Here is a 26152-nt window from a genome sequence, read left to right as displayed (position 1 = left end):
TCACCTCCGCTCTTCCAGGATGTCGAGTAGTTCAGGTGTAGCGCCTGCCCGCTGGGCCGACCGAAGCGACAACGCCCGGTAACCCGCGGCGATCCGAGGATCGACCTCTTCGAGTACCCGCAGGTGCGTGGCCACAGCTTCCGAATCGCCCCGTGCCACCGGCCCGGTGAGCGCGGCCGGGCCGCGGCGGAGCGCGTTGTCGAGGGCAGCGGACAGCAGGGGTTGGAGAACTCGTTCCGCGACGCCGTTCGGCTCGTTGCCGATCAGCTCCTGCCCCAGGAGCTCCTCGCCTTCGAGCGCGACACGCAGGGCGGCCACGGCGTCGACGACCAGCGTGACCAGGTGGTTACTGCCGTGCGCGAGAGCCGCGTGGTAGAGCGGTCGCATGTCCTCGCGCACCCGCACCGGCTCGCCGCCGATCTCGAGCACCAGCGACTGCGCGATGGCATAACCGATGTCGTCGGCCGCGGTGATCCCGAAACATGCCGACGCGAGGCGCACGGTGTCCTCGTCGTGACCGGTGAAAGTCATAGCCGGATGAATCGCGAGAGGAACCACGCCCTGCCGGGCAAGGGGATCGAGGATGCCGATGCCGTTGGCCCCCGAGGTGTGGGCGACGATCGTGCGATTCGGCACCGCATCGGTGGAGGCCAGCCCCGCTACCAGCGAGGCGAGCTCCGCGTCGGGAACAGCCAGAATCAGCAGCTCGGAGCGGGCAGCGACATCTGCAACCGGAAGAATTTCGGTGTCGGGCAGACGGGTGCGCGCTCGATGACGGGACACGTCGGAGACCGCCGAACAGGCGACGACGACGTGACCTGCCCGCTCGAGCGCCGCCCCGATAGCTGTACCGACCCGGCCGGCGGAGACGATTCCTACCGACAATCGCGCAGGCGCAGGGCCATTAGTGATCCCGAAAGAGGTCACCTTCGTCCTCTCGTTCGTTCCAGTCCCGCTCGGCGGGTACCAGACGTTCTCGAGTGAGAATAGCCCGCTTCCAGTTCACCCCGCCATGCGCCGGCGAAGTGATCTGTGCCTCATTACTCGGCTTCGCGGCGCCGTCGACGCCCGGTGCCCTGCGCCGTGCCCGCCGTCGAATGCATGTTGGCCATGATCTCGGCCACGGACAAACCACTCGCGTGTGCGCCGGAAGGTTCGTCGTCCTCGGACGCCTGTCGACGAGCGCGCCGCGACCCCGGCACCGGCTCGTCCTCCGCCTGAGCTCCTACCTCCGGTTGAGGTGCCGCCTCCGGCTCTTTCTCGGGTTCGGTCTCCGCCTGCGCTTCTACCTCCGGCTGGGCTTCCGCCTCCGGCTCTTGCTCCGGCTGGGCTTCCGACTCGGGCTGGGCCTCGGGTGCCGCCTCCGGCTCCGGCTCGACCTCGATTTCCGCCTCTGCGTAGCCCCGGTTATCGGGGTCGACGATGGAGGTCTCGGCGGTGACCGGCTCGTCGTCGGGATTCGCGAAGTTGTGTTGCCCGCCGCTCTGCTGCCCCTGGTGACCGGAGTATCCCGCCCCGGGGATATAGAGCCCGGACGGCGCCGGCTGGTAGCTGCTGTACGAACCGCCCGCGAGTTCCTGAACCCGCGTCGAGTCGGCACGCAGCGCGATCCTTTCGGTCGGCATGGCGCCGTCGAACAGTGCTTCGAGGCTCTTCCGCAGCGAAGACAGCTCGGCCCGTAGAGCCGCAAGTTCCTCGGCGTCGGCGCGCACCTCGCTGCGTACCCGCTTCTCGACGGTCAGCTCGTATTCACGCCTTGCGGAGATCTCCCGTTCGAGCTGGAGCTCGTACACGGTTTGCAGATCGTTGACCTTCGCCTTGTCGAGAGCGGACTCGCGCCGATACTTCGTCATCGCGATAGCGCCGAGAGTGGCCGCCCAGAGTGCCACCACCACGCCAACTCTCAGCAGTGGCACGCTCTCACTGAAGATCAGGAACAGGGACGCGACCACGGCCAGCGCGAGCAACGCCGCAACGATCATCTGGCTCGCGCTGCGCTGGTTGCGGCGCGCAGACTTGAGGCGACCAGGATTCGTCATGCTTGCCAGGGTACTTGGCCGTCAGCGGTGCACTGCGCATTCGCAGGACACGTCCGGCGATCCCCCACGTGCTAGTGCGCCGGCTCGTCGGACGGGTCGTCCGGGGTGCGGCAACAGTGCTCCAACCACAGGGCAGCGCCGACGAGCGCGAGCGCGGCCACCAACCCGACCCAGGCTCCCGGCGTGTCCGACACTGCGGCCCGCAACACCGAACGCTGCGGGAGAAGGTAGAGCAGGAAGCCGCCCCACACTCCCGCGGTCGCGGCACCGACCAGCGCGGAGGCCTTCGCCAAGGCGGCAACCCGGGCCGCGGTGATCGGATGCAGCTGACGCGGACCGTCACCGACCTGATGATTGCTGACCCTGGACCGGACCATGAACGCGAGGATCACCTCGATCACCGCCACCGGATACAACGACGCCCCCGCGTACACGGGAATGGGCGGAAAGGAGCCGTAGAAGACCCGGACCAGAATCCAGGTGGCCGCCACGGCCAGGGCCGCCAGGAACAACAGGTCCCAGATCCGGGTGGGCTTCATCGTGCCGGTCGGTTCCGGTTTCATCGCGACCGCCGGTTCAGGGCGAACTCCGTGCGACGCACACCCTCGCGTTCACCGTCGTCGAGCGATGCCAGGAGTTCGTCGACCCGGTGCGACTCCCCTCCGACGGGCAGGACTGCATCGGGATCCGCGTCGAGCCACGGGATGAGGACGAAGGCGCGTTCGTGCGCCCTCGGATGCGGCAGGGTCAGGTGGGGATCGTCGCTACGGACGCCGTCGCACACGATGACGTCGACATCCAGCGTCCGCGGGCCCCATCGCTGCGTCCGCACGCGGTCCGCGGCCGCCTCGATCTGCTGTCCCCGTCGCAACCATCCGGCGGCGTCGAGGGCCGGATCATCTACCACCAGCACCGCATTGAGAAAGTCCTGCTGCTCGACCCCACCCCACGGCTCGGTCGAATACACCGGCGAGACCGCCACCACACTGCTTCCCAGCGCATCCAGAACGGATTGCAGGTGGGCGACGCTGTCGCCGACGTTCGACCCGATGGACAGCACGGCGCGGCTCATGGCCGTGACCTGTGCGCAACGACCGCCACGTCCGCGAAGGTCAGCGGAATCGGCGCGGACGGCTTGTGCAGCACCACCTCGGTCCGTTGCACGCGAGGATCCGTCATGACACCGTCGGCGATCTCTGCGGCCACGGTCTCGATCAGGTCCCGGGACGGCCCGGCGACGATCGCCGCGGCCCGCTCCGCCAGTCCGCCGTAGTCCAGAGTGTCCTCGAGAGCGTCCGACGCTGCCGCCGGCGCGAGATCGATCCACACGGTGATGTCGACGTAGAAGTCCTGGCCGTCCCGCTTCTCGTGATCGAAGACTCCGTGATTACCGCGAACCTTCAAACCGCGCAATTCGATTCGGTCACTCACCGACGCCACCTCGTGCCCACGCCTCGGCCACCGCGATGGCGTCGAGCGAACCCTGGGCATCATGCACACGCACGCCCCACGCTCCGTACGTGGCGGCGAGTGCCGAGACGACCGCGGTCGCGACCTCGCGTCCCGCCGGTGGCCGACTCGTGCCGTCGGGTTCCGCCAGCAGCGAACCCAGGAATCTCTTGCGCGAGGCACCGATGAGGACGGGGAATCCCAGGTCGGTGAACTCCGGCAATGCCTTGAGAAGCGCCCAATTGTGGGCGGCATTCTTCGCGAAGCCGAGTCCCGGGTCCAGCACCAGCGAACTCGCCGAGACACCGGCTTCGACAGCCAGGTCCACCTGCGTCATCAGTTCGTCTCGAACCTCACGCACCACGTCTTCGTAATGGTCCGCGTTGCCTCGGTGAACGTAGTCACCGGCCGATCGCCAGTGCATCAAGATCCACGGAACACCGGCGTCTGCCACGACGGATGCCATCTTCGCGTCAGCGCGCCCTCCGGCGACGTCGTTGACGATGGAGGCGCCCGCCTCGATTGCCGCTTCGGCGACGGAGGCCCGCATCGTGTCGACACTGACGCAGATGCCCTCGGCCACCAGATCTGCGATGACCGGAGCCACCCGCCCCGCCTCTATCTCGGGGTCGACCCGCGCCGACCCCGGACGAGTCGATTCACCGCCCACATCGACGATGTCCACCCCGAGACGCTTCAGTTCGAGTCCGCGAGCCAGGGCCGCGTCTCGATCCAGAAACCGACCCCCGTCCGAAAACGAATCGGTGGTGACGTTGAGGACACCCATCACCACGGTCCGGCCGGGCGAGGGCAGCTCGATTGCGGTCACTTGCGCAGAATAAGGTCCAGAGCCTCGGAACGTGAGGCCGCGCTGGACTGGAGAAGTCCCCGCACCGCCGAGGTGGTGGTGCTCGCTCCCGGCTTGCGGATGCCCCGCATCGCCATACACAGATGCTCGGCCTCGATGACGACGATCGCTCCGCGCGGATCGAGCTTGCGCATCACTGCATCGGCGATCTGACTGGTCAGACGCTCCTGGACCTGCGGACGCTTGGCATACAGGTCGACCACGCGAGCCAGTTTCGACAGACCCGTCACCTTGCCGGTCGTCCCGGGGATGTAACCGACATGGGCGACCCCGTGGAAGGAGACGAGATGATGCTCACACGTCGAGTACAGCGGAATGTCCCGAACGAGCACCAGTTCCTGGTGGCCCTCGTCGAATGTGGTGTTCAAGACACTGTCGGGGTCGGTGTAGAGGCCTGCGAAGACCTCGCGATACGACCGGGCAACCCGGGCAGGAGTGTCCATGAGACCGGGTCGGTCGGGATCTTCGCCGATCGCGATCAGCAGTTCGCGCACAGCAGCTTCAGCCCGCGGCTGATCGAACACCCGTCCCGTTTCGAGTGCCACGGGTTCACTATCGAGATGATCTACCGACAACCGAAACTCCTCCACTATCGGGAACATGTGTCCCGAAACATCAGCCTAGTTCGGGCAGATCAGTTCGATCCGTCCGGTCCTCGCCAGGGCCGCGTCTGCGGATCCTCGTCCCCGCTGGGACGCTGCTCGTGCGGAGGGTTCCACTCGTTGCCCGGATTCGGGGTGCCGGAGTACCGGCCTTCCTGGCCCTGCCCACCCGAATCACGCGGCGGCCATCCCGGAGCCGACCATCCCGCGGGTGCGCCGTAGTCCGGTCGCGGCTGTGCGATCCCGCCCTGCGGTCGCGAGGGGCCCGGCTGCGGGTATCCGTTTGCCGGCGCCACCGGCTGCGGGTACTGCTGCTGCGGCTGGGCCTGCTGCGACGACTGCTGATGAGCGAACACCGGCTCGGGCTGGTGCTGGGGCAACGGCTCGCCGCGCTCGACCGCAAGCTCCCTCGGGGTCTTGACGGGCGGCTTGTCGGAGGGAGTCCGGTGGCCGAAGTCGTTGAATGCCGTGATGCGCGGACGCTTCTCCACGCTGTGGAAGATCTTCTCGAGGTCCTTGCGGGTGAGAGTCTCACGCTCGAGAAGCTCGGTTGCCAGGATGTCGAGGACGTCCCGGTACTCGTTGAGAATGGCCCACGCCTCGGTGTGCGCCGCCTCGATGAGGTTTCGTACCTCTTCGTCGATCTCCCGCGCGACCTCGTGCGAATAGTCGGACTGCTGACCCATCGACCGGCCGAGGAACGGGTCGCCGCCCTCCTGCCCGTAACGGACCGCACCCAGCTTGGCGCTCATGCCGTACTCGGTGACCATCGAGCGGGCGATCTTCGTCGCCATGTCGATGTCGGAAGACGCGCCGGTGGTCGGCTCGTGGAAGACCAATTCCTCGGCGGCACGGCCACCCATCGCCATCACGAGTCGGGCAATCATCTCGGACCGCGTCATCAGGCCCTTGTCGTCCTCGGGAACCGTCATCGCGTGACCACCGGTGCGGCCGCGAGCGAGGATGGTGACCTTGTAGACGGGTTCGATGTCGGGCATTGCCCACGCGGCCAGCGTGTGCCCACCCTCGTGGTACGCGGTGATCTTCTTCTCGTGCTCGCTGATGATGCGGCTCTTGCGGCGAGGACCGCCGACCACGCGATCGACCGACTCCTCGAGAGCGGCCTCGGTGATGACCGTCCCGTTCTCGCGGGCGGTGAGCAACGCGGCCTCGTTGATGACGTTGGCGAGGTCGGCACCCGACATTCCGACGGTGCGCTTGGCCAGACCTTCGAGGTCGGCATGCTGATCGATCGGCTTGCCCTGCGAATGAACCTTGAGAATCGCGCGGCGACCTGCGAGGTCGGGAGCACCGACCGGGATCTGGCGGTCGAAACGTCCCGGACGCAGCAGCGCAGGGTCGAGGATGTCGGGGCGGTTGGTGGCGGCGATGAGAATGACGCCGGTCCGATCGCCGAATCCGTCCATCTCCACCAGCAACTGGTTGAGGGTCTGCTCGCGTTCGTCGTGGCCACCGCCCAGACCCGCACCGCGCTGCCTGCCCACGGCGTCGATCTCGTCGACGAAGATGATGCACGGGCTGTTCTGCTTGGCCTGCTCGAACATGTCGCGGACACGGGAGGCGCCGACACCGACGAACATCTCGACGAAATCCGAGCCGGAGATCGTGAAGAACGGGACACCGGCCTCCCCTGCGACCGCGCGGGCGAGGAGGGTTTTACCCGTTCCGGGAGGCCCGTACAGCAGCACACCGCGCGGGATCTTCGCGCCCAGCGACTGGTAGCGCATCGGGTTCTGCAGGAAGTCCTTGATCTCGTACAGCTCTTCGACCGCTTCGTCTGCACCCGCGACGTCGGCGAAGGTCGTCTTCGGCATGTCTTTGTTCAGCTGCTTGGCCTTCGACTTGCCGAAGCCCATCACGCCGCCGCGGCCGCCGCCCTGCATTCGGCTCATCACGAAGAAGAAGATGCCCAGCAGAATCACCATCGGCAGCACGAACAGCAGGATCGACGTGAGCCAGCTCTCCTGCGTGACCGTGGTGTTGTAGCTCGCCAGGCCCTTGTCGGAGATCTCGGTGAAGATCTGCTCGGATGCCGCCTCGGGATACTTCGCGAGGATCTCGGTCTCACCGCCGGTGGCGTCGTTGCCGTCCTTGAGCCACAGGCGTAGCTGCTGCTCGCGGTCGTCGATCTGCGCCTTCTCGACGTTGTTCGCGTCGAGTTGCGCAATGGCCACGGACGTATCGACACCCTTGAATCCGCGCGTGTCGTTGCCGAAGTAGCTGAAGGCGTAGATCACCAGCAGGATGCCGGCAACTATCGCCAGGTTACGAAACACTGTCTTACGGTTCATACAGGTCGGCCGAAGTGGCCGGTCCTTTCGAGAGTGCGGGTCTACCGAGTGCGCCTTCCGGCTGCCAACCGGACAATCCAGGTTACCGCGACGGCACGCCGGCGACTCCAGGTAGCAGCCAACCGCCCGTGGGGACGGTATCTCTACGTCAACGCATGCGACCGCCCCCAGGTTCCCTCGGCCCCGTCGGCGCGCGGACCACTGCCGTCGCTCACCGCGCAGGCGCCACTCTCGGCCAGGCCGCGACACGTTCGATGTGGGCGGCGAGTGCCAGAATGCGTGCCTCGCCTCCCGGTGGCGCGGCGATCTGCACCGCGAGCGGGGTGCCCGACTGCGGATGCGTGCCCACCGGGACGCTTGCCGCCGGCCACCCGACGAGGTTCCAGAGCGCCGTGAACGGGGCGTACCGGACGTTGGCGACGATATTCGACGTCCAGGATCGCTCGCTCCAGGCCGCGGCGGCCAGCGGCGGCTGGGCGAGTGTTGGCGTGATCACGACGTCGTAATCGGCGAAGAAGGCGAACATCGTCTGCTCGAGCCGGACCACCTGCTGCGAACGGACCACTCGTCGGAGCCCTCGGCCGACGGCCACGTGTCGCCGGGTGCGACGCTGCAGTTGCCGGAAGTCGAGTTCCTCCGCGTCGGCTGCCGTTCCGGCAGTCCACCGGGCGAGGACGGGGAGAAGGTTCACCGGGTACGGCAGCTTCGCCGACTCCACGCGATGGCCGGAGCAAGCCAGTTCCGTGCCGGCCCGCTCGGTTGCCGCCCGCCAATGCGGATCCACGACGGACAAGTGGGTCGGCGATCCGGGCGCCACCGCGATCCGCAGGGGTGCAGGCTGGGCGAGTTGCGCTAGTTCCGGTCGATCCGCCAGTACGGACAGCATCAAGGCGGCATCAGCCACCGTCGTCGCCAGCGGGCCGTTCTCCGCCATGCCGAACCAGGACGTCGCACCGAGTTCCGAGGGCACCACCCCACGCCCCGGCTTGATACCGAACACGCCGCAATTCGCGGCCGGGATGCGTATGGAACCCAGACCGTCCGTCCCGTGGGCGATCGGGACCATTCCGGCAGCGACCGCCGCAGCCGATCCCCCGGACGAGCCACCGCACGTGCGCGAGAGGTTCCATGGATTGCGGGTGATGACGCCGGGAGCGTCGGTCGTGCCCCACACGGCAAGTTCGGGAAGAGCGGTCAGCCCGACCACGACGGCTCCCGCTGCCCGCAGCCTGGCCACGACGGAATGGTCGGAGGCCTTCGGCTCGGCGCTCGTCGCGCGCGAACCTTCTCTCATCGGCTGGCCGGCGACCGGAATGTCGTCCTTGATGGCGACAGGCACGCCCGCGAGCGGCAGCGAGGACAGATCGGCACGATGGGTGAGGGCGAGAGCGTCGGCGCGGGCCTGCTCGGCTAGGACGCTGACGAAGGCGCGGATCTTCGGGTCTCGTTCCGCAATGACGGCCAAGGCCGACTCCACGGCCTCGACCGGACTCGACATGCCGGAGCGAACACGGTCGGCGATGCCGATGGCCGAGGAGAGCGGGTGATCGCCCATCATTCGAGTATAGGTTTCGGCGACTCGATCATTTCGACTATTCGCGCTGGATACGGTAGGTCCGCGGGGTTACCATTCGCTTGTCCCCGGACGGGGCTCGCTACACCCGCCCAGTAGAACCTCGAAGCGCTATGACCAGAGGAAACGGGTCGGGCAGAGACAGATCAGCCGCTGAATCAACCTCTGCCGAAGAGACCGTCGGAGTCCAGAACTCCGACCACGAGAGCAGTGAAGCGACGGTCGCGGCCGGCCCGTCGCCAGTGAGCGGTGAGCGAACCATGTCTGCACAGCTCGGCGGTGAGCGAACCGTTTCTGCACAGCTGAGCGGTGAGCGAACGGCTGCTGCTCCGACGATTGACGGTGAGCGAACGGCTGCCGCTCCGACACTGGGCGCCGAGCGTCCGAGCGAGGGTAGCCGCACTGTCACCGCGGTTCCCGTCGACACTCTGATCACCAGACCGCCGACCCGAGAGACCCTCGACGATGTCGAGGTCGGTCAGCAGGTCGACGACTTCGATCTGCTGATGGGTTTGGGCAGCGGCGCGTTCGGCCGGGTGTTCCTGGCCCGGCAGCGTTCGATGCAACGCCTCGTTGCGGTGAAGATCTCGCACGACCACGGCAACGAACCGCAAACTCTCGCGCAACTCGACCACGATTACATCGTGCGGGTGTTCGATCAGCGACTACTCGAGGACCGCAAGCTCCGCCTGCTCTATATGCAGTACCTCCCGGGTGGGACGCTGCTGCGGGTGCTGCGGCGTGTCCGCGTCACACCCGAACGCGAGCGGAACGGCAGCCTCCTGCTCGAGGTAGTGGACGAGGAAATGCGGGAGAAGGGTGAGATCCGGCCCACCGATTCGAGTGTCCGGGCGGAGATAGCGTCGTTGACCTGGCCGGAAACGATCGCGTGGCTGGGCAGGCGGCTGGCGGACGCCCTCGACTACGCCGGCAAACGCGGGGTTCTGCACCGCGACATCAAACCGGCCAACATCCTGCTCACGGCCGAGGGTGTGCCCAAGCTGGCCGACTTCAACATCAGTTTCAGCGACTCCGTCTCGGGAGCGTCACCGCTGGCGTACTTCGGTGGATCCCTCGCCTATATGTCGCCCGAGCAGCTCGAAGCGTGTCATCGCGGCATGCCGGGCACCGCGGCCGATCTGGACACCCGCAGCGACATCTTCGCGCTGGGCGTAATGCTGTGGGAGTTGATGTGCGGGCGACGCCCCTTCCCCGACGAGGACGTGTCGAGTGAGTCGCTGGTCGGGCTCGAGGCGATGCTGGATCACCGCAGTCGCGCCATCGATCCCGAGTTCCTCGACCATCTGCCCTACGACTGTCCCGCATCGTTGCGGCGCGTGTTGCTGACCTGCCTGTCGCCGAAGCCCGAAGGACGCTGGTCGAGCGGAGCGGAGCTGGCCAAGCAGTTCGACCTCTGCCTCAATCCGCGTGCCCGCGACCTCGTCGACCCGCCGCCACACAGTTGGCGCATGCGGTTGCGCCGCTGGGCCCTGCCGATCCTCGTCGTCGGTATCGCGGCGCCGAACGCTCTGGCCGGAATCTACAACTATCACCACAACAAGATGCTGATCATCAGTGCGCTCACTCCGGAGGCGCAGCGTTCCTTCGAGCAGATACAGCTGGTGATCAACTCGATTGCGTTTCCGCTGGGCGCGATCCTGCTGCTGTACTGGTGCCGCTATCCCCTACTGGTGCCGCGCGGACTGCGCAAAGGGCGCACGTACGACCGGCACACTCTCACCCGCGCGCGCACCGACACCCTGCTCCTCGGCGACCGCGTCGTGCTGGTCGTGTTCGGGTTGTGGTTCGTCGCCGGGGTCGCCTATCCAATTTCGCTGCAGCTGGCGGCCGGGGGCGTTCCGCCGGGCGCATACGTGCACTTCATCGCGTCACTGATCGTGTGCGGCGCGGTGTCGGTGGCGTACCCGTTCTTCGTCGTCGCCTTCTTCGCGGTGCGCTGCATCTATCCCAGCCTGCTACCGCAGGACATCGCCAGCAGTGCCGATGCGCAGAAACTTCGGGGCTTGGATCGGCGCAGCACCCTGTATCTCGCGGTAGCCGCGTCTGTTCCGCTCGCCGGTGTGGCCGGCGTGACCTTCCTGTCGCCCGACGAGATCACTCTGGTGATCATCGCGGTCCGCATTCTTTGCCTCGGCGGGATCGTCGCGTTCGTCGGTGTCTACTGGCTGTTCCGCCAACTGGAGGAGGACCTGCGGGCGCTCGAACCCGTCGTGTCCCACGAGTCCGTGCGCTAGCGGATGCTCAGCCGCCGTAGACGGAAGGCTCGAGAGTCCCGATATAGGGCAGGTCGCGGTACCGCTCGGCGTAATCGAGTCCGTATCCGACCACAAACTCGTTGGGGATGTCGAAGCCGACATTCGCGACGTTGACGTCGACCTTGATGGCATCAGGCTTGCGGAGCAACGTGACCACCTCGAGCGATGCCGGATTGCGGCTCGACAGGTTACGCATCAGCCAGGACAGCGTCAGTCCGGAGTCGATGATGTCCTCGACGATGAGCACGTGCCGACCAGCGATGTCCTTGTCGAGATCCTTGAGGATGCGGACGACGCCCGAGGACGATGTCGACGATCCGTAGGAGCTGACGGCCATGAATTCCATCTGCGTGGGGATGGGCAGAGCCCGCGCAAAGTCGGTCATGAAGAAGATGGCGCCCTTCAGGACACCGACCAGGAGTAGATCCCCTTCAGGGGTCCCCTCCGGGTATCGCTTCGCGATTTCCTCGGCCAGCTCGACGGTGCGTCGACGAATCTCGTCTTCGGAGATCAGTACCGATGCGATGTCGCCTTCGTACACGCGGTCAAACCCTTCGTCGGTCGTCCAATCCGACGTTCAGCCTGCCACGTCGTCGGCAGACCACCAACCTGGCGTCCGGTGTCCCGCCGCCGACTGCGACCGGACCCTGCCCACGCCACTGCACGACGAGGTCGTCGACGGCCCGTAAGTGTTTGTCGCCGAGCCCCCGCGCGCCCGCCGCGAGAAGCCACGTTCGCAACACCCGCCGGCGTATCGGGGGTGCGGCATCCGCCAGGACTGCGACGTCGAGCTCTCCGTCGACCACGGCACGCGCACCGACCGTGTCCGCGACCGAGTCGAGGACGGCGCCCTCTTCGCGCAACTGCTCGCCGGTGCGGGCGAGCGCGCCCGCGACACCGCCGCCGAGGACGTCCTCGAGCAGCGGCAGTACCTCCGTGCGCAACCGGACCCTGGTGAAGTCCGGGGATGCGTTGTGCGGGTCCTCGTGCGGGAGGAGTCCGAGTTCGGTGCACGCCTGGTGGGTGACGGCTCGTCGGACGCCGAGCAGTGGGCGTCCCCACGGGCTGTCGTAGGCACTCATTCCCCAGATGGATCGGCCGCCCGATCCCCGGGCCAGGCCCAGCAGCACGGTTTCGGCCTGATCGTCCAGGGTGTGGCCCAGCAACACCGGATCGCTCCGGCGGGCCGAGTCGAGAGCACGGTAGCGGGCGTCGCGGGCGGCCGCCTCGAGTCCGCCGGAACCGGTCACGTCGACGGCCAGCACCTCGGCGGACACGCACCCGAGTGCGCGGGCGCGGGCGGCTGCTTCATGTGCCACGTCGGCGGAACCGGTCTGCAGCCGGTGATCGACCACCAGGGCGCGGACCGTGCGCGCTTCCGCCGCCGCTGCGGCCGTCAGCGCCAACGAGTCGGGACCGCCGGACAGCGCCACGGCGACCACACCGCCGGGACAGTGCTGCGCGAGCCAGCGCCGCACTGCGTGACGCACCTCGAGAATCGCCGGCTCCTCGGGAAGCAGCACGGCGAGTCTCAGCCCAGTACCCGCGACACCCAGTCGGCCGGGCGATCGATCTCGGCCAGCCGGGGCAGGGTGTCGGGGCCGGTCCAGATCACGTTGAATCGGTCCATGCCGACTTCGCCGACGACGGCGTCGACGAACGCCTTGCCGCGGACGTACTGCGCCATCTTGGCGTCCATACCGAGCAGCGCCCGGATCAGACGCTGCACCGGGTTGCTCTTGCGGCGACGCCGGTTGTCGAAGGCAGCGCGGATCGTGGTCACCGACGGGACGACGGCCGGCCCGACCGCGTCCATCACGTGATCGGCGTGCCCCTCGAGGAGGGTGCCGAGAACCAGAAGACGGTCGAGGGCCTCGCGTTGCGGTTCGGCCTGGGTGGCGCGCAGCAGTCCGACGATTCCGCCGGGGGCGCCGGACGCATCCGGGTCCGGGCGCCCCCGGTCCCGCACCGCGGCCGACAGCCGTCCGACGACGTCGGCCACCGACTCGTCGTCGGAGGTTCCCAGGGTGTCGACCGCATCCTGCATGTACTGCGTCAGCCAGGGCGAGGACGAGAACTGGACCCGATGGGTCACCTCGTGCAGGCATACCCACAGCCGAAAGTCGCTCGGGTTCACGCGCAGTGCCCGCTCGACGGTCACCACGTTCGGTGCCACCAGCAGTAGGGTTCCGTTGTCCCCGGTGAAGGGGTCGTACTGGCCGAGGATCGCCGAGGACAGGTAGGCGAGCATGGCACCGGCCTGGATACCGGCCGGCTTTCCCAGGAGGAGTCCGGGTGCGGAGTCGCCGCCGGTGAGCTGCGACATCGAATGGGCAGCGGCGTGGATCCACCCCGCCCGGTCGAGGATCTGGGCCGTCGGTACGGGCAGTCCGTCGGCCAGCCCGGTCACTTCCCGAACCGGCAGTTCCGCGCGCATGGACGCGTCGGCCAACTCCGCGACGACGGCCTCGGCCGTGTACCGCGAGGTGGCCGGACCGCTCCGGGCCAGCTTCACACCCGTCCGGGCAGCGAGTTTCCAGTCGACGACTCCACTGAACGCATTCTTGTCGGTGGCCATCACTGGCACCCGCACGTGCGGAGGGCGGCCGCCAGCGCGTCGAGAGCGGGGCGACTGACCTCCGGGGGCCGATCGTTGGACATCAGCGCGAAGGTCAGCACCCGGCCGTTCTGGTCCACGACGTACCCGGCGAGCGCGCTCGCAGTGGACAGCGTGCCGGTTTTCGCGCGCACCCACCCGGCACCGGTGCGGTTGCCCGACGCGTAGCGGTCCGAGAGACTTCCCGTCGCTCCGGCCACGGGCAAGTAGTCGAGCATGGGCCGCAGGGCGGGCGTGCCGTCTCCCGCGGCGGCGGTCAGAACCTGGTCGAGCAGTTGGGGTGCGATGCGGTTGTCGACGGACAACCCGCTTGCGTCGTGCAGAGTGAGGCCCGACATGTCGAATCCGGCCTCGAACAGCTTCTGGCCGATCGTGGCGACGGCTCCCGCAAATGAAGCGTCTGCGCCGGCATTCATGGCAACCTCCCGCCCGATCGCTTCGGCAAGCACATTGTCCGAGTGTTCCATCATTTGCCGCAACCGGTCACGGAGCGGCGCAGAGTCCACGGAAGCGATGGTGGCCGCACCGGGTGCTGCGACACCGGTCGTGACCGCGGACGGGCTCACCCCGAGCGCGCTTGCCAGCGCCCGCCCGGCGTCCAGCGCCGGCGTGGTGGTTCGCGGCGACTCGTCCACCAGAGGATCTGCCCGCCCGCCGTCGATCATGATCGGTTCGGTGGGAGTGATGAAGCCGGCGCCGACATCAGCCGGGAACCAGCCCTGCGCCATGGTCCCGCCCGTATAGATGCCGGTGTCGACCACGATGTCGGTGGCGGCGACGCCCGCCGCCCGGATCTGATCCACCAACTGGGACAGATGCGCCGCGCCGGGGTAATAGCCGTTCTCGCCCACCGGTTTCGCGGTGATCGTGGGGTCACCCCCTGCGACGAGCACGATTTCTCCGGGCTTCGCGCCCTGAACAACTTTGGTGGTCACCCGGTGATCGGACGGCAACGACAGCAGCGCCGCCGCCGCCGTGAGCACCTTGGTGGTGGAGGCGGGCGTCATCGGCGTCTGCGGGGCGACGCTCCACAACACCTGACCGGTGACGGCATCGGCCACCGTGCCGCTGAACTTTCCGAGCGCCGGGTCGGCGGACGCCGGGCCGACTGCCGCGGCGATTCCCTGCGGCGTCGGTAACGGCGCGTCGTCCGGAACGGGCCTGACCTGCGGCGCGGCGGTGATCGGCGCAGGGACCGGCGCGATCGTCAGCTCACCACGGCTCGCCGAGGCGCCTTGCGTGCTGACGGCGATCACGAGGACGGCGGCCACGGCGAGCACCGCCACGACTACCGCTGCGAGGAGTATCCGCATGTTCCGACGGTGACGTCCCGCTAACGAGCCCATCTTCTTCTTTCCCTGGCCCGGCAACGCGCCTCCGTGTTCTTCACTTGCATCTCGTGGGTGGTCAGCACACCAACCTTATCCTCGACCCGATATCCTTCCCCGGAATCATCACCGACACGACAGCGAGGAATCGGCGTGGAGTTCGACGTCACCATCGAGATCCCCAAGGGTCAGCGAAACAAGTACGAGGTCGACCACGAGACCGGTCGCGTAAAGCTGGACCGTTACCTCTACACGGCATTCGGCTACCCGGCCGACTACGGCTTCATCGAGAACACGCTCGGCGAGGACGGCGACCCGCTGGACGCGCTTGTGCTGCTTCCGGAGTCGGTGTTCCCCGGCGTGATCGTCGAGGCGCGCCCGGTCGGCATGTTCAAGATGGTCGACGAGGCCGGCGGCGACGACAAGGTGCTGTGCGTGCCCGCGGGTGACCCGCGCTGGGATCACATTCAGGACATCGGCGACGTTCCCCAGTTCGAACTGGACGCCATCAAGCACTTCTTCGTCCACTACAAGGACCTGGAGCCCGGCAAGCACGTCGAGGCCGCCGACTGGGTGGGGCTGTCCGAGGCCAAGGCCGAGGTCGAGGCGTCGTTCAAGCGTCTGAAGGACAACGGCGGGCACTGACCGGTCCCGCCAACGCTCGGCGCCCATCCCCTGCGGGGTGGGCGCCGTTGTCGTCTCACACCTCCGCTTCTCCCCGCGCCGCTGCCTGAAGTCCGGACTCGCTGCGGAGCGGAACTTCCTTCCACAGGACGGTGAGGACGAAGGCGACGACGGCGAGCATCGACACGCTGAGGAAGACGGATCCGATGGCGTCGGCGAATCCCTCCCGGAAGGGAAGGGCCAGCACTTCGTCGAGTTTTCCGATCACCGAACTGTCCGTGAGGACGCCGCTCACGCCGGCGTGGTCGGGGCTGAGCATTCCCCGGCCCATGGCGGCCTCGGCGGGGTCGTTGCTCTGCGCGGCCGCGGCGACGGCTCGACGGAAGTCGGGTGTGCCGGCTGCGGCGGTCACTCGCTCGCCGATGGCCGGGGTGAGGCGGGAGAAGAGGATCGACAGGAAGATCGCGACGCCGGCGGTGCCGCCGATCTGCCGGAAGAAGGTGGCCGCTCCGGTCGACACCCCCATGTCCTGTGGGGGCAGCGCGTTCTGGATGGCGAGGGTGAGCGGCTGCATCAGGTTTCCGAGACCGAGCCCGAGAATCAGCATGAACACCATCACCACGGGCATCGGGGTGTCGGCGGCCAGCGTGTGCAGCAGGAACGCGCCTACCACGATCAGGGCGGTACCCAGGATCGGAAAATACCGGTAACGACCTGTCCGCGAGATCATCTGACCGCTGACCACCGATCCGGCCATCAGACCGAGGACCATCGGCAGGATCTGGAAACCCGCCAGGGTCGGGCTCGAGCCCTTCACCACCTGCAAATACTGAGGTAGGAGGGTGATGCCGCCGAACATGACGGCGCCCACGACGAGACTGATGACGACGCCGAGCGCGAACGTGCTGTTACGGAAGAAGCGCATCGGGATGAGTGCGTCGTCTTTCATCGCCAGCTCCACGAGCACGAATGCCAGCACTCCGGTGACGCCGATGACGTAGCACGCCAACGATTTCGAGCTGTCCCATCCCCAGCTGCGCCCCTGTTCGGCGACCACGAGCAACGGCACGACACCCACCGCGAGAGCGATCGCACCCCACCAGTCGATCCGCCGGCTTCCGCTCGGTCGTCGCGGCAGGTGCAGCACCCGGGAGACGACGGTGAGCGCGATGAGTCCCACCGGCACGTTGACGAGGAAAACCCAACGCCAGCCGTCGATTCCGAGGAACTCGTCCTGTCCGGCGAACACCCCGCCGAGGACCGGCCCGAGGACGCTGGACGTGCCGAACACGGCCAGAAAGTAGCCCTGGTACTTGGCCCGTTCACGCGGGGAGACGATGTCGCCGATGATGGTGAGCGCCAATGAGAACAGGCCGCCGGCGCCGAGTCCCTGGACTGCGCGGAAGGCCGCGAGCATGTACATCGACGTCGAGAACGTGCACAGGACCGAGCCGATCACGAACACCGTGATCGCAAACATGAAGAACGGCTTGCGGCCGTAGATGTCGGACAGTTTGCCGTAGAGCGGCGTCGCCAGGGTGGCGGTGACGAGGTACGCGGTGGTCGCCCACGCCTGCAGTGAATACCCGTCGAGGTCGTCGGCGATCGTCCGGATCGCCGTCGCCACGATCGTCTGGTCGAGCGCGGCCAGGAACATGCCGAGCATCAACCCACTGAGTACAGCCAAGATCTGCCGGTGGGTGTAGGCCACCGGCGTTTCGACCGAATTCGACACTGTTTCCTCGCTGCGCTGTCGTTTACTTGTAGTCCGCAAGTATGCGAGCGCGGCGAGGTTCCGGACAACTGATGAACTGGGCTTTACCTGCGGATAAGGGTCTGTGAACGCAACCAGCCGCACCCCGGAGGGTGCGGCTGTGTCAGCGAACGGGCTATTCGCCCGTGAACTCGGGCTCCCGCTTCTCGAAGACGGCGGTGATCGCCTCGGTCAGATCCTGCGACGGGAGGAAGGCTGCGTTCCAGGCGGCGACGTAACGGAGGCTGTCGTTCACCGCGGCCGAGCGGGAGTGGTCGAGAACGTCCTTGATCCCGTGAACCACCAGCGGTGGGTTCGCCGCAATGTCGTCGGCGGTGGCGTGCGCCGCCGCGAGCACGGCGTCAGCGTCCTCGTACACGTCGTTAATCAATCCGATCTTCTCGGCGCGTGCCGAATCGATGTCCTTGCCGGTGAGCGCGAGTTCGCGCAAGTGTCCGTCACCGATGATCGCGGGAAGCCTGGCGAAGCTACCCATGTCTGCGACGATCGCGACCTTCACTTCGCGGATGCTGAACCGCGCGTCAGCGCTGGCGTAGCGGATGTCGGCCGCCGAGATCAGATCGACGCCGCCGCCGATGCACCAGCCGTGAACTGCAGCGATAACAGGCTTGCGGCAGTCGGCCACCGCGTTGATGCCGGACTGCATGCGCTTGATCGTGTCGTGGAAGGCCGTCCGCGGGCCGGCTTGGGCTTTGTCCGCCAGGACGGCTCCGAAGCTCCCGCTCATGGCCGGTAGGTCGAGGCCGAAGGAGAAGTGCTTGCCCGAACCGGCGATGACGACGGCGCGCACCTCCGGGTCGGCGTCCAGCTCACCGAAGATTTCGGGGAGTTCACTCCAGAAATCGGGACCCATCGCGTTGCCCTTCCCGGGCCCGATGAGTGTCACCCGCGCGACGCGATCCTTCCGATCGACGGTGAACGCGTTCCAGGTCTTCGATTCGGTCATTACTCAAGAGTAACCATCGGTCCCAGCCGCGACGGTCGGTGTCCGCGAGAAGTCGAACTAACTGTATGTTGTCGTCACAGTTATCTGATCTTGGATCGGCATCACCCGAGAGGACCCCCGTGCTCGACATCGCCTGGACCCCCACCCTCGACACGCTCACCCGCAACGCGTGGCGACTGTCCTTCGGTGGCGGTATCGCACCGGTGGAGCGCACACCCTCGACCCTGATCTCGGAAGGTCCCCATCGTGACCTCTACCGCTTCGACGGCAACTCGATCAATGATGCCCGCCCCGTCCTTCTCGTCCCCCCGTTGGCCGCGCCCGCGCAGTGCTTCGACCTCCGGCCGGGACAGAGCCTGGCCGCGCACCTCGTCGACTCCGGCAAGGCGTCGTACCTCTTGGACTACGGGTCGATGGGCTACGCCGACCGCGACCTCGGGTTCGAGGACTGGATCGAAGACATCATCCCGACCGCGCTCGAGCGGGTGTCCCGTTTCCACGACGAAGCTCCCGTCGACCTGATCGGATGGAGCCTCGGCGGAACCCTGTCGTTGTTGACGGCCGCGGGCCGCGGCGACCTTCCCATCGGTTCGGTCACCGCGATCGGAACACCGATCGACTACCGCGCCGTCTCGATGATCGCACCGTTGCGGACCGTGGGCCGTTTCACCGGAGATCGGCCGCTCACCGCCGTGACCGGGATGATGGGCGGCCTTCCGGCGCCACTCGTCCAGGCGAGTTATCGATTCACCGCACTGCAGCGGGAACTCACGAAGCCATGGTTCATCGCGCGCAATCTGCACGACACGGAGACCCTCGCCCGCATGGAGTCCATCGACCGGTTCATGGCAGATATGCCGGGTTACCCCGCGCGATTCTTCCAGCAGGTCTGCACGCAGTTGATCCTCGGGAATGCGCTCGTCGCAGGGAAATTCGAGACGAGGAACGGCCCGGTGTCGCTGGCGGACATCAGCGTTCCGGTGCTCGCGATCGGCGGCACCGAGGACGTCATCGCCCCCGTCGCCTCCGTTCGGGCCGCTACCGACGTGCTGACGGGATCGCCGTCGGCGCGGTACGAGTCGGCTCCCGGTAGTCACCTGGGCCTGGTGGCCGGACCGACTGCGCGCACGACCACCTGGGCGCACATCGACGCGTTCCTGGACGCCGCCGTCGCGCGCATCGCATGAGGGGTCAAGCCCGGCCGGCGCCTGCGACAGCGCCAGCGAACAGCGCTGTGACGGCCGCTCCCATCGTCGTGTGATCCACCTCTTCGGGATCGACCGAGTGCTCGAGCACCAAGCCCGAGATCAGTGCCATCAGAGAAATGGCGGTGGTTCGCACGTCGAGGGTGTCTTCGACTCCCCATTCGCGGGCGCGCTCACCGATCAGCTCGACGAGCCGCGACCGGAGGTGTCGTCGTTCGCGAAGGTAGGCCTGCGCGATCTGTGGGTCCCGTGCAGCGAGTACGCCGAACTCGAGCACCAGCAGCGACCACCCCGGCTCGCGCATCATCCATGAGGCGATCGCCTCGCCGCCTCTTTCGACTGCGGCCGACGGGTTCAGCCCCGCTATTTCGGCGAGGACGCGGCCGGCGAGTTCGAGTGAACGCTGGGCGAAGAGTTCGGCGAACAGGTCCTGTTTCGACTCGAAGTTCGAATACACGGCACCCTTGGTAAATCCCGCGCGCCGCGCAACCTCGGTGAGACGCGCGGCGTTGAAGCCTCGTTCCGCGAACTCGTCCGCCGCCGCGTCGAGCAGTCGTTGCCGCACTACATCACGGCCGGGACGCGTCGCCGGCGTCCATTCGGTGTGACGACTGTCGTGTTGACCATGTTCGGGCACGATACCTACGGTATTGAATACCCGAGGTATCGACAAGGACGAGGATTACTGATGACCACGACCGAGACCGAACACGCCCCCTTCTCGCCACAACACCCGGACGGCCCCGCGTCCCGGTACGGCACACCGAAGGTCATGGTGGCACTCGTCCTCGGTGTTCTCGTACTGCAGCTAGGTTTCATCCTCAGCTATGTGGCCGCATTCCATCAGCCCACTCCCCGCGGTATCGAGATTGCGGTCGTGGCCGCCCCGGGACTGCCGCCCGGCGTCGACCAGCAGGTCGCCGACCGGCTCAATGGGATCGACGGACGCCCACTCGACGCGCGCATCGTGTCCGACACGGCGCAGGCGCGGCGGCTCCTGCATGCCCGCGAGATTCAGGGCGCCTACGTGATCGAACCCGTCGGTGCGGACACACTGATCACGGCGAGCGCCGGTGGAAGTTCTATCTCCTCCGCCCTCGAGTCGGTGTTCACACAGGTCGACAACGCGCAGGGACGGCAGTTCACGGTTCGTGACGAGATCCCGGTGGGCGTCCACGACAATCGCGGACTGTCCGGCTTCTACCTGTCGGTCGGGTGGGTGGTCGGCGGCTACCTCCTTGCGGCCGCGATCGGGCTGTTCATCGGAGCACCTACGTCGCTGCGGCAGGCGGCGGCACACGCCGGCGTTCTCTTCGGATACGCCGTGGTCTCCGGCGCTCTGGGTGCACTGATCACCACGCACGTGCTGGGCACCTTCGCCGGGCACTGGTTTCCCCTCTGGCTCCTCGGTACCGGGGTCGTCTTCGGGACAGCCGTGTTTACGTTGGGACTGCGGGCGGCGATCGGAGTCCTTGCCGTGCCGCTCGCCATCGCCGTCTTCGTGATCCTCGGCAACCCGAGTGCGGGCGGTGCGTTCGGTTCCAACGTCATCCCCACCTTCTACGCGGCAATCGGGCGGTGGATCACCCCGGGTGCGGGGACGGAGGGTGTCCGCAGCATCGTCTACTTCGACGATGTGGGCGCGGGGGCGCCTGCGCTGACACTGGCGCTCTACGCCCTGCTCGGACTTGCGTTGCTCTTCGGCTTCACCGCCCGCCGGGTTTCCAGGCCGGAATAGACCACGCCCCGTGTCGATGTCGTCTCGGACGACGCGTCCACGTGTCGTTCCGGAGTTATGGCCCTACTCTTGGTTCATGCCGACGCCCCTGCACCCCCACGCCGCGCATGTCGCCGAAACTCTGATCGCGCGAGGACACCACGGGGTCATCGTCACCCAGCCGGAGTCCATTCACACCGCCGACGAGGCAGCAAAGGCTTTGGGTGTGGACATCGGGGCCATCACCAAGTCGTTGGTGTTCCTTCTCGACGACGACCCGATCCTCCTCCTGGTGTCGGGGGCACACGAGGTCGACCTCGCGAACACCGGCAAACGACTGCAGGGAAACCTGACGCGGGCACCGCTCGAGATGGTGCGGATCGCCACCGGACAGCCGATCGGTGGCATCGCCCCGCTCGGGCACCCCACCAACCTGCCGACCTACGTGGACAACGCGCTGGCCAAGCATTCGGAGTTGTGGGCCGCCGCCGGACACCCCGACACCGTGTTCCGCACGTCCTTCTCCGAGCTGGTGCGCATTACCGCGGGCCTCGCCATCGACGTCGACTGATTCCCTCGATCGGCCACCCGCCTATAGTTGACGCCATCATGGCGAAGAACACCGATTCCGTCCGCGCCGCGGGTGGCGAGGCCGAGGCCGAACTTGCTACCGGGATCAGCGCCGAGGACTACCGCGCCGCGCTGCGGCGTCATCCGGCGGGAGTCACTATCGTGACGCTCGATTCCGAGGCCGGGCCGGTGGGGTTCACGGCCACGTCCTTTGCGTCCGTCTCCCTGAATCCTCCGCTGGTGTCGTTCAACATCGCGCATTCCTCATCCAGCATCGGCGCGCTGCATTCCGCCGATTCCCTGGTGATCCACCTGCTCGGCGAACATCAGCAGCATCTGGCGCAGCGATTCGCACGCAGCGCCGACCAACGATTCGCGGACCGGTCGCTCTGGGCTCGGCTCGACACCGGGGAGCCGGTGCTGCACGGGACCCCGAGCTGGCTCCGGGTCACCGTGGACCAGTTGATTCCGGTCGGTGATCACACGCTGGTCATCGGGCTGGTCACGCGGGTTCACGCCGAGGACGACGACGAGTCCGCCGCCGCACCCCTTCTGTATCACGAAGGGCGGTACTACCGGCCGACCCCGCTCGACAACTGACATCGCACGACGCGTGGGCCGGGAATCCTGAGATTCCCGGCCCACGGCCTCGTATGCGACTGCGCGTCGAAACCTCAGGAAGCGAGTTCACGCTGTCGGCGTGGAAGGTCGAAACGCCGCAAGGCCTCGTCGACAGCTTCCGCGGACGTGACGAGCCCGCGCTGCTCCAACCACGGCAATGTGCCGTCGACCAGCTGCTCGAGCACCCTCGGCAGAGTCAGCGGAAGCAGGGTCACACCGTCGGCCACCCCGGCAGCCTGGATGTCGGCGATCAGCCCGGCGAGCCCCACCGGAGTCCCGACGTACTGCAGCGACTCGGGGGTTCGTGGGCTTTCCAGTGCGCTGTCGAGCAGTGCCAACTCCTTGCGCGCGGTGCGAGCTTCCGCGGCGATCAGTACCTCGAGATCGACCAGCACTGTGACGCTGTCGGGATCGCGCCCCGCGGCGAGAGTTTCGGCGCGCACCCGGGCGCGTTCCTGCTGCGCTCCCCGCAGATCGGTGGCGCGGATCCGGACCACATCGGGCGGGAAGGAGGTCAGGTCGAGCGGGTCCGCCGAATCGGCGGTGAGCTCCACCCAGTAGTCCGCACCGCTGATGGGCCGCGTGCCTGCGGCCCCGATGGCTGCCGGATGGTGACCCGATCCGGTCAGCTCGACGGCGACGCGGAGGGTACGGGAAGACAAAACGTTGCCTGAAGACATGTGGGGTTTCCTCGGAGAATGTGTGCCGATGTCAGGAGCCGAAAAGAACGGTCAGCTCGAACACATACCCGAGGCGGTTCGGCACAGATCGACGTGCCGACGGCACCAGTGAGCAATCATTGCGCTCCCAGCCTGCGATGCCATGCGCTCATAGTAGCGCGTCGTGCGAAAAACGGGTCTCCGGCACCGGATTCCACTGACCGTCGGTCTTGGCATAGCCCCAGCTGCGACGACCGGCCACCAATGCGGCGACCGCGTCCACCAGCCGATCCACATCGGCGGAGGAACTGCCGAGACCGAGGCTGACCCGAACTGCTCCCTCTGGCCGGCCGAGTCGCGTCAGCAGCGGATGCGCGCAGAACCTGCCGTCACGCACTCCGATTCCGTGCTCGGCAGACAGGTAGGCGGCGATCTCCCCGGGCTCGTACCCGTCGATCGTGAAGGTCACGATTCCCACGGTGTCCGGCGCGTCCGACCACAGCCGCAAAAATTCCACACCGTCCACGTCCGCGAGTCCGGACAGAAGTCGGGACGTCAACGCCGCTTCGTGCTCGGCTACTCGACCGAAGTCCAACTCGGCCAGCGCGTCGCATGCCGCAGCGAGGGCTGCGGCGCCGAGGACGTTGGGAGTGCCGGCCTCGTGCCGGGCCGGAGCCGGTGCCCACTCGGTGGATTCGACGGTCACGTTGCGCACCGCCCCACCGCCGGCGAGGTACGGTTCCGCCGCATCGAGCCAGTCACGCTTTCCTACCAGCACGCCCGACCCGAAGGGTGCGTACAACTTGTGCCCGGAGAACGCCAGGTAGTCGACGCCCCATGCCTCCAGGTCGATCCGCCTGTGCGGCGCGAGTTGCGCCCCATCGACGAGAATTCTTGCACCGCAACGGTGCGCGACATCCGCCAGAACCGCGATCGGCAGCACCTCACCGGTGACATTGGATGCACCGGTGACAGCGAGAAGGGCAGTGGGCTTCGAGCACAATTCCGCCACGAGCAACCGAACGGTTTCGGCGAGGGTGTCAGCTGCCCGGACGACACGGGAGTTCTTCCAGGGCAACAGATTAGCGTGGTGCTCGATGTCGAGCACCACCGTGCTACCGGGAACGCACCCCGCCAGCAGGTTGAGGGAATCGGTGGTGTTCCGGGTGAATACCACCACCTGGTCGTCGCAAGCTCCCACGAACTGCGCAACCGAGGCGCGCGCCTTCTCGTAGCAGGCGGTCGACACCCGGGATGCGTACCCCGCCCCGCGGTGCACGCTCGAGTACGTCGGCAGCAATGCACTGATTCGATCAGTCACCTGCGCCAGGGCGGGTGCGCTTGCCGCGTAGTCGAAGTTGACGTAGGTGCAGTCACCTCCCTGCACCAGCGGAACCCGCAGGTCGGAGCCCGAAACCGGGGCAAGGGGGGCTACGCACACATCAGCGGTCAATACAGCAGTCATCACGACATCCCTCGTACTCAGGGACTCGTCACAGGGATAGCCCTCGGAGTCCGCGCTTGCCGGGTCCGGTATGAACCTCAGCCTGGTCGTCACCCGGAGCACCCCACCGCGGTGGAGGGTTGCCGACCAGCTAGCCGGGGCTTGACGCTGGTACTCGTGACCTGATTCGAAGATTGCAGGATCGACGCGAGGTTGTCAACCCACTATCTCGGGCTCACCCCCAGAAGTGGTGCGAGTTGAGTCGCAATCGGGTTGAGGTTCAGACGATTCGGGTCCTTCTTCGGCTTGGAATCCCACGGCTGGACCGTTGCGGGGTCACCGAGGACGATCCGGTTGGCGCTTCGCACACCGGTCACGCTTCCCTGCGGCGTTTCGCAGTTCGCCGCCGTGTTCTGAGGGAAGTCCTGCTGGGTATCGTCGAAGTCGGGATTCTGGCGCTTCATTTCCTCGAGTATCGCCTGCGTACCCTCGTAACCGACCGTGCACGGAGGTGGGTTGTTCACCTCGCCCACCAAGCCCAGGTGCACGGTGCCGTCTCCGGGGGCGATGGTGGAGGATGCCGCGGCAATCCCCGGCAAGTATACGAACAGGGTACGAAGGGCGTCCGCCTGAACCGAGAGCGTCTCGACGGTCATGCCGAGGTTGGTGAGGTTCCTGGTCACCGCCCCTCCGGATTCACTGACGAACGCGCCCACTTCGTCACTCGCCGCCGTTCCGTTCTCGATCAGGGCCCGCACGTCGGGGTCGGATGCGCGCAGCTGTGCCGCGAGAGCGTCGAGGTCGGTGCTGAATTGCTCGATGGCCGAGGACTGTTCGGACTGCGTCGCCAGCACAGTGCGGCCGTCGCGCAGCAGCGCCAGTGTCTCGGTGAGTGACTCGGAGCCCGACTGTGACAGTCCCGCCAGCGCATCCGCGAGGACTTGAATGTCCTCGCCTTTGCCGTTGAACGCCACCCCTAGTTCGGTCACGACCGTACGGAGCGCATCGACCGGGACCGAGTCGGCCAATTCTTTCGTTCCGGCGAGCAGTTCCTCGACCGGGACGGGAGTTACCGTGCTGCCCAATGTGATTACGGATCCATCTTCGAGAAACGGCCCACGATCGGTGTCGGGCTGGAGGTCGACGTATTGCTCGCCGATCGCCGACCTGTTGGCCACGACGGCCTTCGCGGACGCAGGGATGGCAGGCGCGCTCTTGTCGATCTTCAACTCGACATCGACACCGTCCGAGGTCAGCGAAATTTCACCCACGCGGCCGACGGGAACTCCCCGGTACGTGACCTCGGCATTGCTGAAAATCCCCCCAGAATTCGCGAGCTCGACGCTGACGGTGTATTCGCCGAACCCGAGAAGATTGTCGAGACGCACATACTGGGCGCCGACGTACACCAGACCGGCCAGGGCGATGAGAATCAGCCCGGCCAGCTGCCATTTGACGAGTGCGGAGGTCATCACTCGGCGACGCTCGCGCTCTTGTGCTGCACATGCTCGGCGCGGGCTGTCTCGAT

25 protein-coding genes and 1 riboswitch are annotated in these 26152 nt (G+C 66.8%); of the genes, 6 read left to right on the top strand and 19 right to left on the bottom strand.

Annotated features, from left to right (window positions below; translation table 11 throughout):
* The 9 genes from GFS60_RS03675 to GFS60_RS03635 form a co-directional block, all read right to left on the bottom strand.
* Positions 1-927 (bottom strand): Rossmann-like and DUF2520 domain-containing protein, encoded by a 927-nt coding sequence (locus tag GFS60_RS03675; protein ID WP_159919022.1) that lies wholly within the window; start codon positions 925-927, stop codon positions 1-3.
* A 113-nt stretch (positions 928-1040) separates the two neighbouring features.
* On the bottom strand, positions 1041-2039 hold the full coding sequence (locus GFS60_RS03670) for a DUF6779 domain-containing protein (RefSeq protein ID WP_201453497.1): 999 nt from the start codon (positions 2037-2039) through the stop codon (positions 1041-1043).
* A gap of 71 nt (positions 2040-2110) precedes the next feature.
* Complete coding sequence (locus GFS60_RS03665; protein WP_201453587.1) at positions 2111-2578, bottom strand: DUF3180 domain-containing protein; 468 nt, start codon at positions 2576-2578, stop codon at positions 2111-2113.
* 20 nt (positions 2579-2598) lie between these two features.
* The gene (folK, locus tag GFS60_RS03660) at positions 2599-3111 is read right to left on the bottom strand and encodes a 2-amino-4-hydroxy-6-hydroxymethyldihydropteridine diphosphokinase (protein WP_159919021.1); all 513 of its coding nucleotides are present in this window, start codon (positions 3109-3111) and stop codon (positions 2599-2601) included.
* The gene (gene folB / locus GFS60_RS03655; protein WP_159919020.1) at positions 3108-3470 is read right to left on the bottom strand and encodes a dihydroneopterin aldolase; all 363 of its coding nucleotides are present in this window, start codon (positions 3468-3470) and stop codon (positions 3108-3110) included. The genes folK and folB overlap by 4 nt, the downstream gene beginning before the upstream one ends.
* Complete coding sequence (gene folP / locus GFS60_RS03650; RefSeq protein WP_159919019.1) at positions 3463-4317, bottom strand: dihydropteroate synthase; 855 nt, start codon at positions 4315-4317, stop codon at positions 3463-3465. Before folP ends, folB begins: the two co-directional genes overlap by 8 nt.
* A complete protein-coding gene (gene folE, locus GFS60_RS03645) occupies positions 4314-4958 on the bottom strand; it encodes a GTP cyclohydrolase I FolE (protein WP_374436011.1) in 645 nt (214 codons plus the stop codon). The genes folP and folE overlap by 4 nt, the downstream gene beginning before the upstream one ends.
* 32 nt (positions 4959-4990) lie before the next feature.
* Positions 4991-7270: an ATP-dependent zinc metalloprotease FtsH gene (gene ftsH / locus GFS60_RS03640; RefSeq protein WP_159919018.1), complete on the bottom strand. Its 2280-nt coding sequence runs from the start codon at positions 7268-7270 to the stop codon at positions 4991-4993.
* 211 nt (positions 7271-7481) lie between these two features.
* A complete protein-coding gene (locus GFS60_RS03635) occupies positions 7482-8825 on the bottom strand; it encodes an amidase (RefSeq protein ID WP_159919017.1) in 1344 nt (447 codons plus the stop codon).
* A gap of 131 nt (positions 8826-8956) precedes the next feature.
* Between GFS60_RS03635 and GFS60_RS03630 the strand changes: the two genes are divergently transcribed.
* A complete protein-coding gene (locus tag GFS60_RS03630; protein ID WP_159919016.1) occupies positions 8957-11098 on the top strand; it encodes a serine/threonine-protein kinase in 2142 nt (713 codons plus the stop codon).
* 7 nt (positions 11099-11105) lie between these two features.
* On the opposite strand, the gene hpt is transcribed toward GFS60_RS03630, so the two are convergent.
* From hpt to dacB, 4 genes are read right to left on the bottom strand one after another with little or no spacing between them, the layout of a single operon-like run.
* The gene (gene hpt / locus GFS60_RS03625; protein WP_109326452.1) at positions 11106-11660 is read right to left on the bottom strand and encodes a hypoxanthine phosphoribosyltransferase; all 555 of its coding nucleotides are present in this window, start codon (positions 11658-11660) and stop codon (positions 11106-11108) included.
* 4 nt (positions 11661-11664) lie between these two features.
* A complete protein-coding gene (tilS, locus tag GFS60_RS03620; RefSeq protein ID WP_159919015.1) occupies positions 11665-12642 on the bottom strand; it encodes a tRNA lysidine(34) synthetase TilS in 978 nt (325 codons plus the stop codon).
* A gap of 8 nt (positions 12643-12650) precedes the next feature.
* Positions 12651-13697, bottom strand: coding sequence for a zinc-dependent metalloprotease (locus tag GFS60_RS03615; RefSeq protein WP_159919014.1), 1047 nt, complete (start codon positions 13695-13697; stop codon positions 12651-12653).
* Positions 13697-15082 (bottom strand): D-alanyl-D-alanine carboxypeptidase/D-alanyl-D-alanine endopeptidase, encoded by a 1386-nt coding sequence (gene dacB, locus GFS60_RS03610; protein WP_159926847.1) that lies wholly within the window; start codon positions 15080-15082, stop codon positions 13697-13699. Before dacB ends, GFS60_RS03615 begins: the two co-directional genes overlap by 1 nt.
* Positions 15083-15217: 135 nt before the next feature.
* Between dacB and GFS60_RS03605 the strand changes: the two genes are divergently transcribed.
* On the top strand, positions 15218-15709 hold the full coding sequence (locus GFS60_RS03605) for an inorganic diphosphatase (protein ID WP_159919013.1): 492 nt from the start codon (positions 15218-15220) through the stop codon (positions 15707-15709).
* Between the two features lie 55 nt (positions 15710-15764).
* Here the strand turns inward: GFS60_RS03605 and GFS60_RS03600 are convergent, their stop codons facing one another.
* Both GFS60_RS03600 and GFS60_RS03595 read right to left on the bottom strand, forming a co-directional pair.
* A complete protein-coding gene (locus GFS60_RS03600) occupies positions 15765-17462 on the bottom strand; it encodes an MDR family MFS transporter (protein ID WP_159919012.1) in 1698 nt (565 codons plus the stop codon).
* 115 nt (positions 17463-17577) lie between these two features.
* Positions 17578-18408, bottom strand: a complete 831-nt coding sequence (locus GFS60_RS03595; RefSeq protein WP_159919011.1) for a crotonase/enoyl-CoA hydratase family protein — start codon at positions 18406-18408, stop codon at positions 17578-17580.
* 119 nt (positions 18409-18527) lie between these two features.
* Between GFS60_RS03595 and GFS60_RS03590 the strand changes: the two genes are divergently transcribed.
* Positions 18528-19595: an alpha/beta fold hydrolase gene (locus GFS60_RS03590; protein WP_159919010.1), complete on the top strand. Its 1068-nt coding sequence runs from the start codon at positions 18528-18530 to the stop codon at positions 19593-19595.
* A gap of 4 nt (positions 19596-19599) precedes the next feature.
* On the opposite strand, the gene GFS60_RS03585 is transcribed toward GFS60_RS03590, so the two are convergent.
* Positions 19600-20178 (bottom strand): TetR/AcrR family transcriptional regulator, encoded by a 579-nt coding sequence (locus GFS60_RS03585; protein WP_159926845.1) that lies wholly within the window; start codon positions 20176-20178, stop codon positions 19600-19602.
* Between the two features lie 123 nt (positions 20179-20301).
* Between GFS60_RS03585 and GFS60_RS03580 the strand changes: the two genes are divergently transcribed.
* The 3 genes from GFS60_RS03580 to GFS60_RS03570 all read left to right on the top strand — a co-directional run bounded on the left by GFS60_RS03580 (position 20302) and on the right by GFS60_RS03570 (position 22500).
* A complete protein-coding gene (locus tag GFS60_RS03580; RefSeq protein ID WP_159919009.1) occupies positions 20302-21351 on the top strand; it encodes a hypothetical protein in 1050 nt (349 codons plus the stop codon).
* A 76-nt stretch (positions 21352-21427) separates the two neighbouring features.
* Positions 21428-21901: a YbaK/EbsC family protein gene (locus tag GFS60_RS03575; RefSeq protein ID WP_159919008.1), complete on the top strand. Its 474-nt coding sequence runs from the start codon at positions 21428-21430 to the stop codon at positions 21899-21901.
* A 38-nt stretch (positions 21902-21939) separates the two neighbouring features.
* On the top strand, positions 21940-22500 hold the full coding sequence (locus tag GFS60_RS03570) for a flavin reductase family protein (RefSeq protein WP_109326417.1): 561 nt from the start codon (positions 21940-21942) through the stop codon (positions 22498-22500).
* A 74-nt stretch (positions 22501-22574) separates the two neighbouring features.
* On the opposite strand, the gene GFS60_RS03565 is transcribed toward GFS60_RS03570, so the two are convergent.
* The 3 genes from GFS60_RS03565 to GFS60_RS03555 all read right to left on the bottom strand — a co-directional run bounded on the left by GFS60_RS03565 (position 22575) and on the right by GFS60_RS03555 (position 26096).
* On the bottom strand, positions 22575-23201 hold the full coding sequence (locus tag GFS60_RS03565) for a hypothetical protein (RefSeq protein ID WP_159919007.1): 627 nt from the start codon (positions 23199-23201) through the stop codon (positions 22575-22577).
* 148 nt (positions 23202-23349) lie between these two features.
* On the bottom strand, positions 23350-24645 hold the full coding sequence (locus tag GFS60_RS03560) for an aminotransferase class V-fold PLP-dependent enzyme (protein ID WP_159919006.1): 1296 nt from the start codon (positions 24643-24645) through the stop codon (positions 23350-23352).
* Positions 24646-24692: 47 nt separating this feature from the next.
* A riboswitch (SAM riboswitch) is annotated at positions 24693-24807 on the bottom strand.
* Between the two features lie 41 nt (positions 24808-24848).
* Positions 24849-26096 carry an MCE family protein gene (locus GFS60_RS03555; RefSeq protein ID WP_159919005.1) on the bottom strand — a complete coding sequence of 416 codons (1248 nt, stop codon included), beginning with the start codon at positions 26094-26096 and terminating at the stop codon, positions 24849-24851.
* Positions 26097-26152: the final 56 nt, after the last annotated feature.

This window comes from Rhodococcus sp. WAY2 (assembly GCF_009859915.1).
GTDB classification, from domain to species: Bacteria; Actinomycetota; Actinomycetes; order Mycobacteriales; family Mycobacteriaceae; genus Rhodococcus_F; species Rhodococcus_F oxybenzonivorans.
Note: the sequence above shows the minus strand (reverse complement) of the source record. Positions and strands in the feature narration are given on the sequence as shown.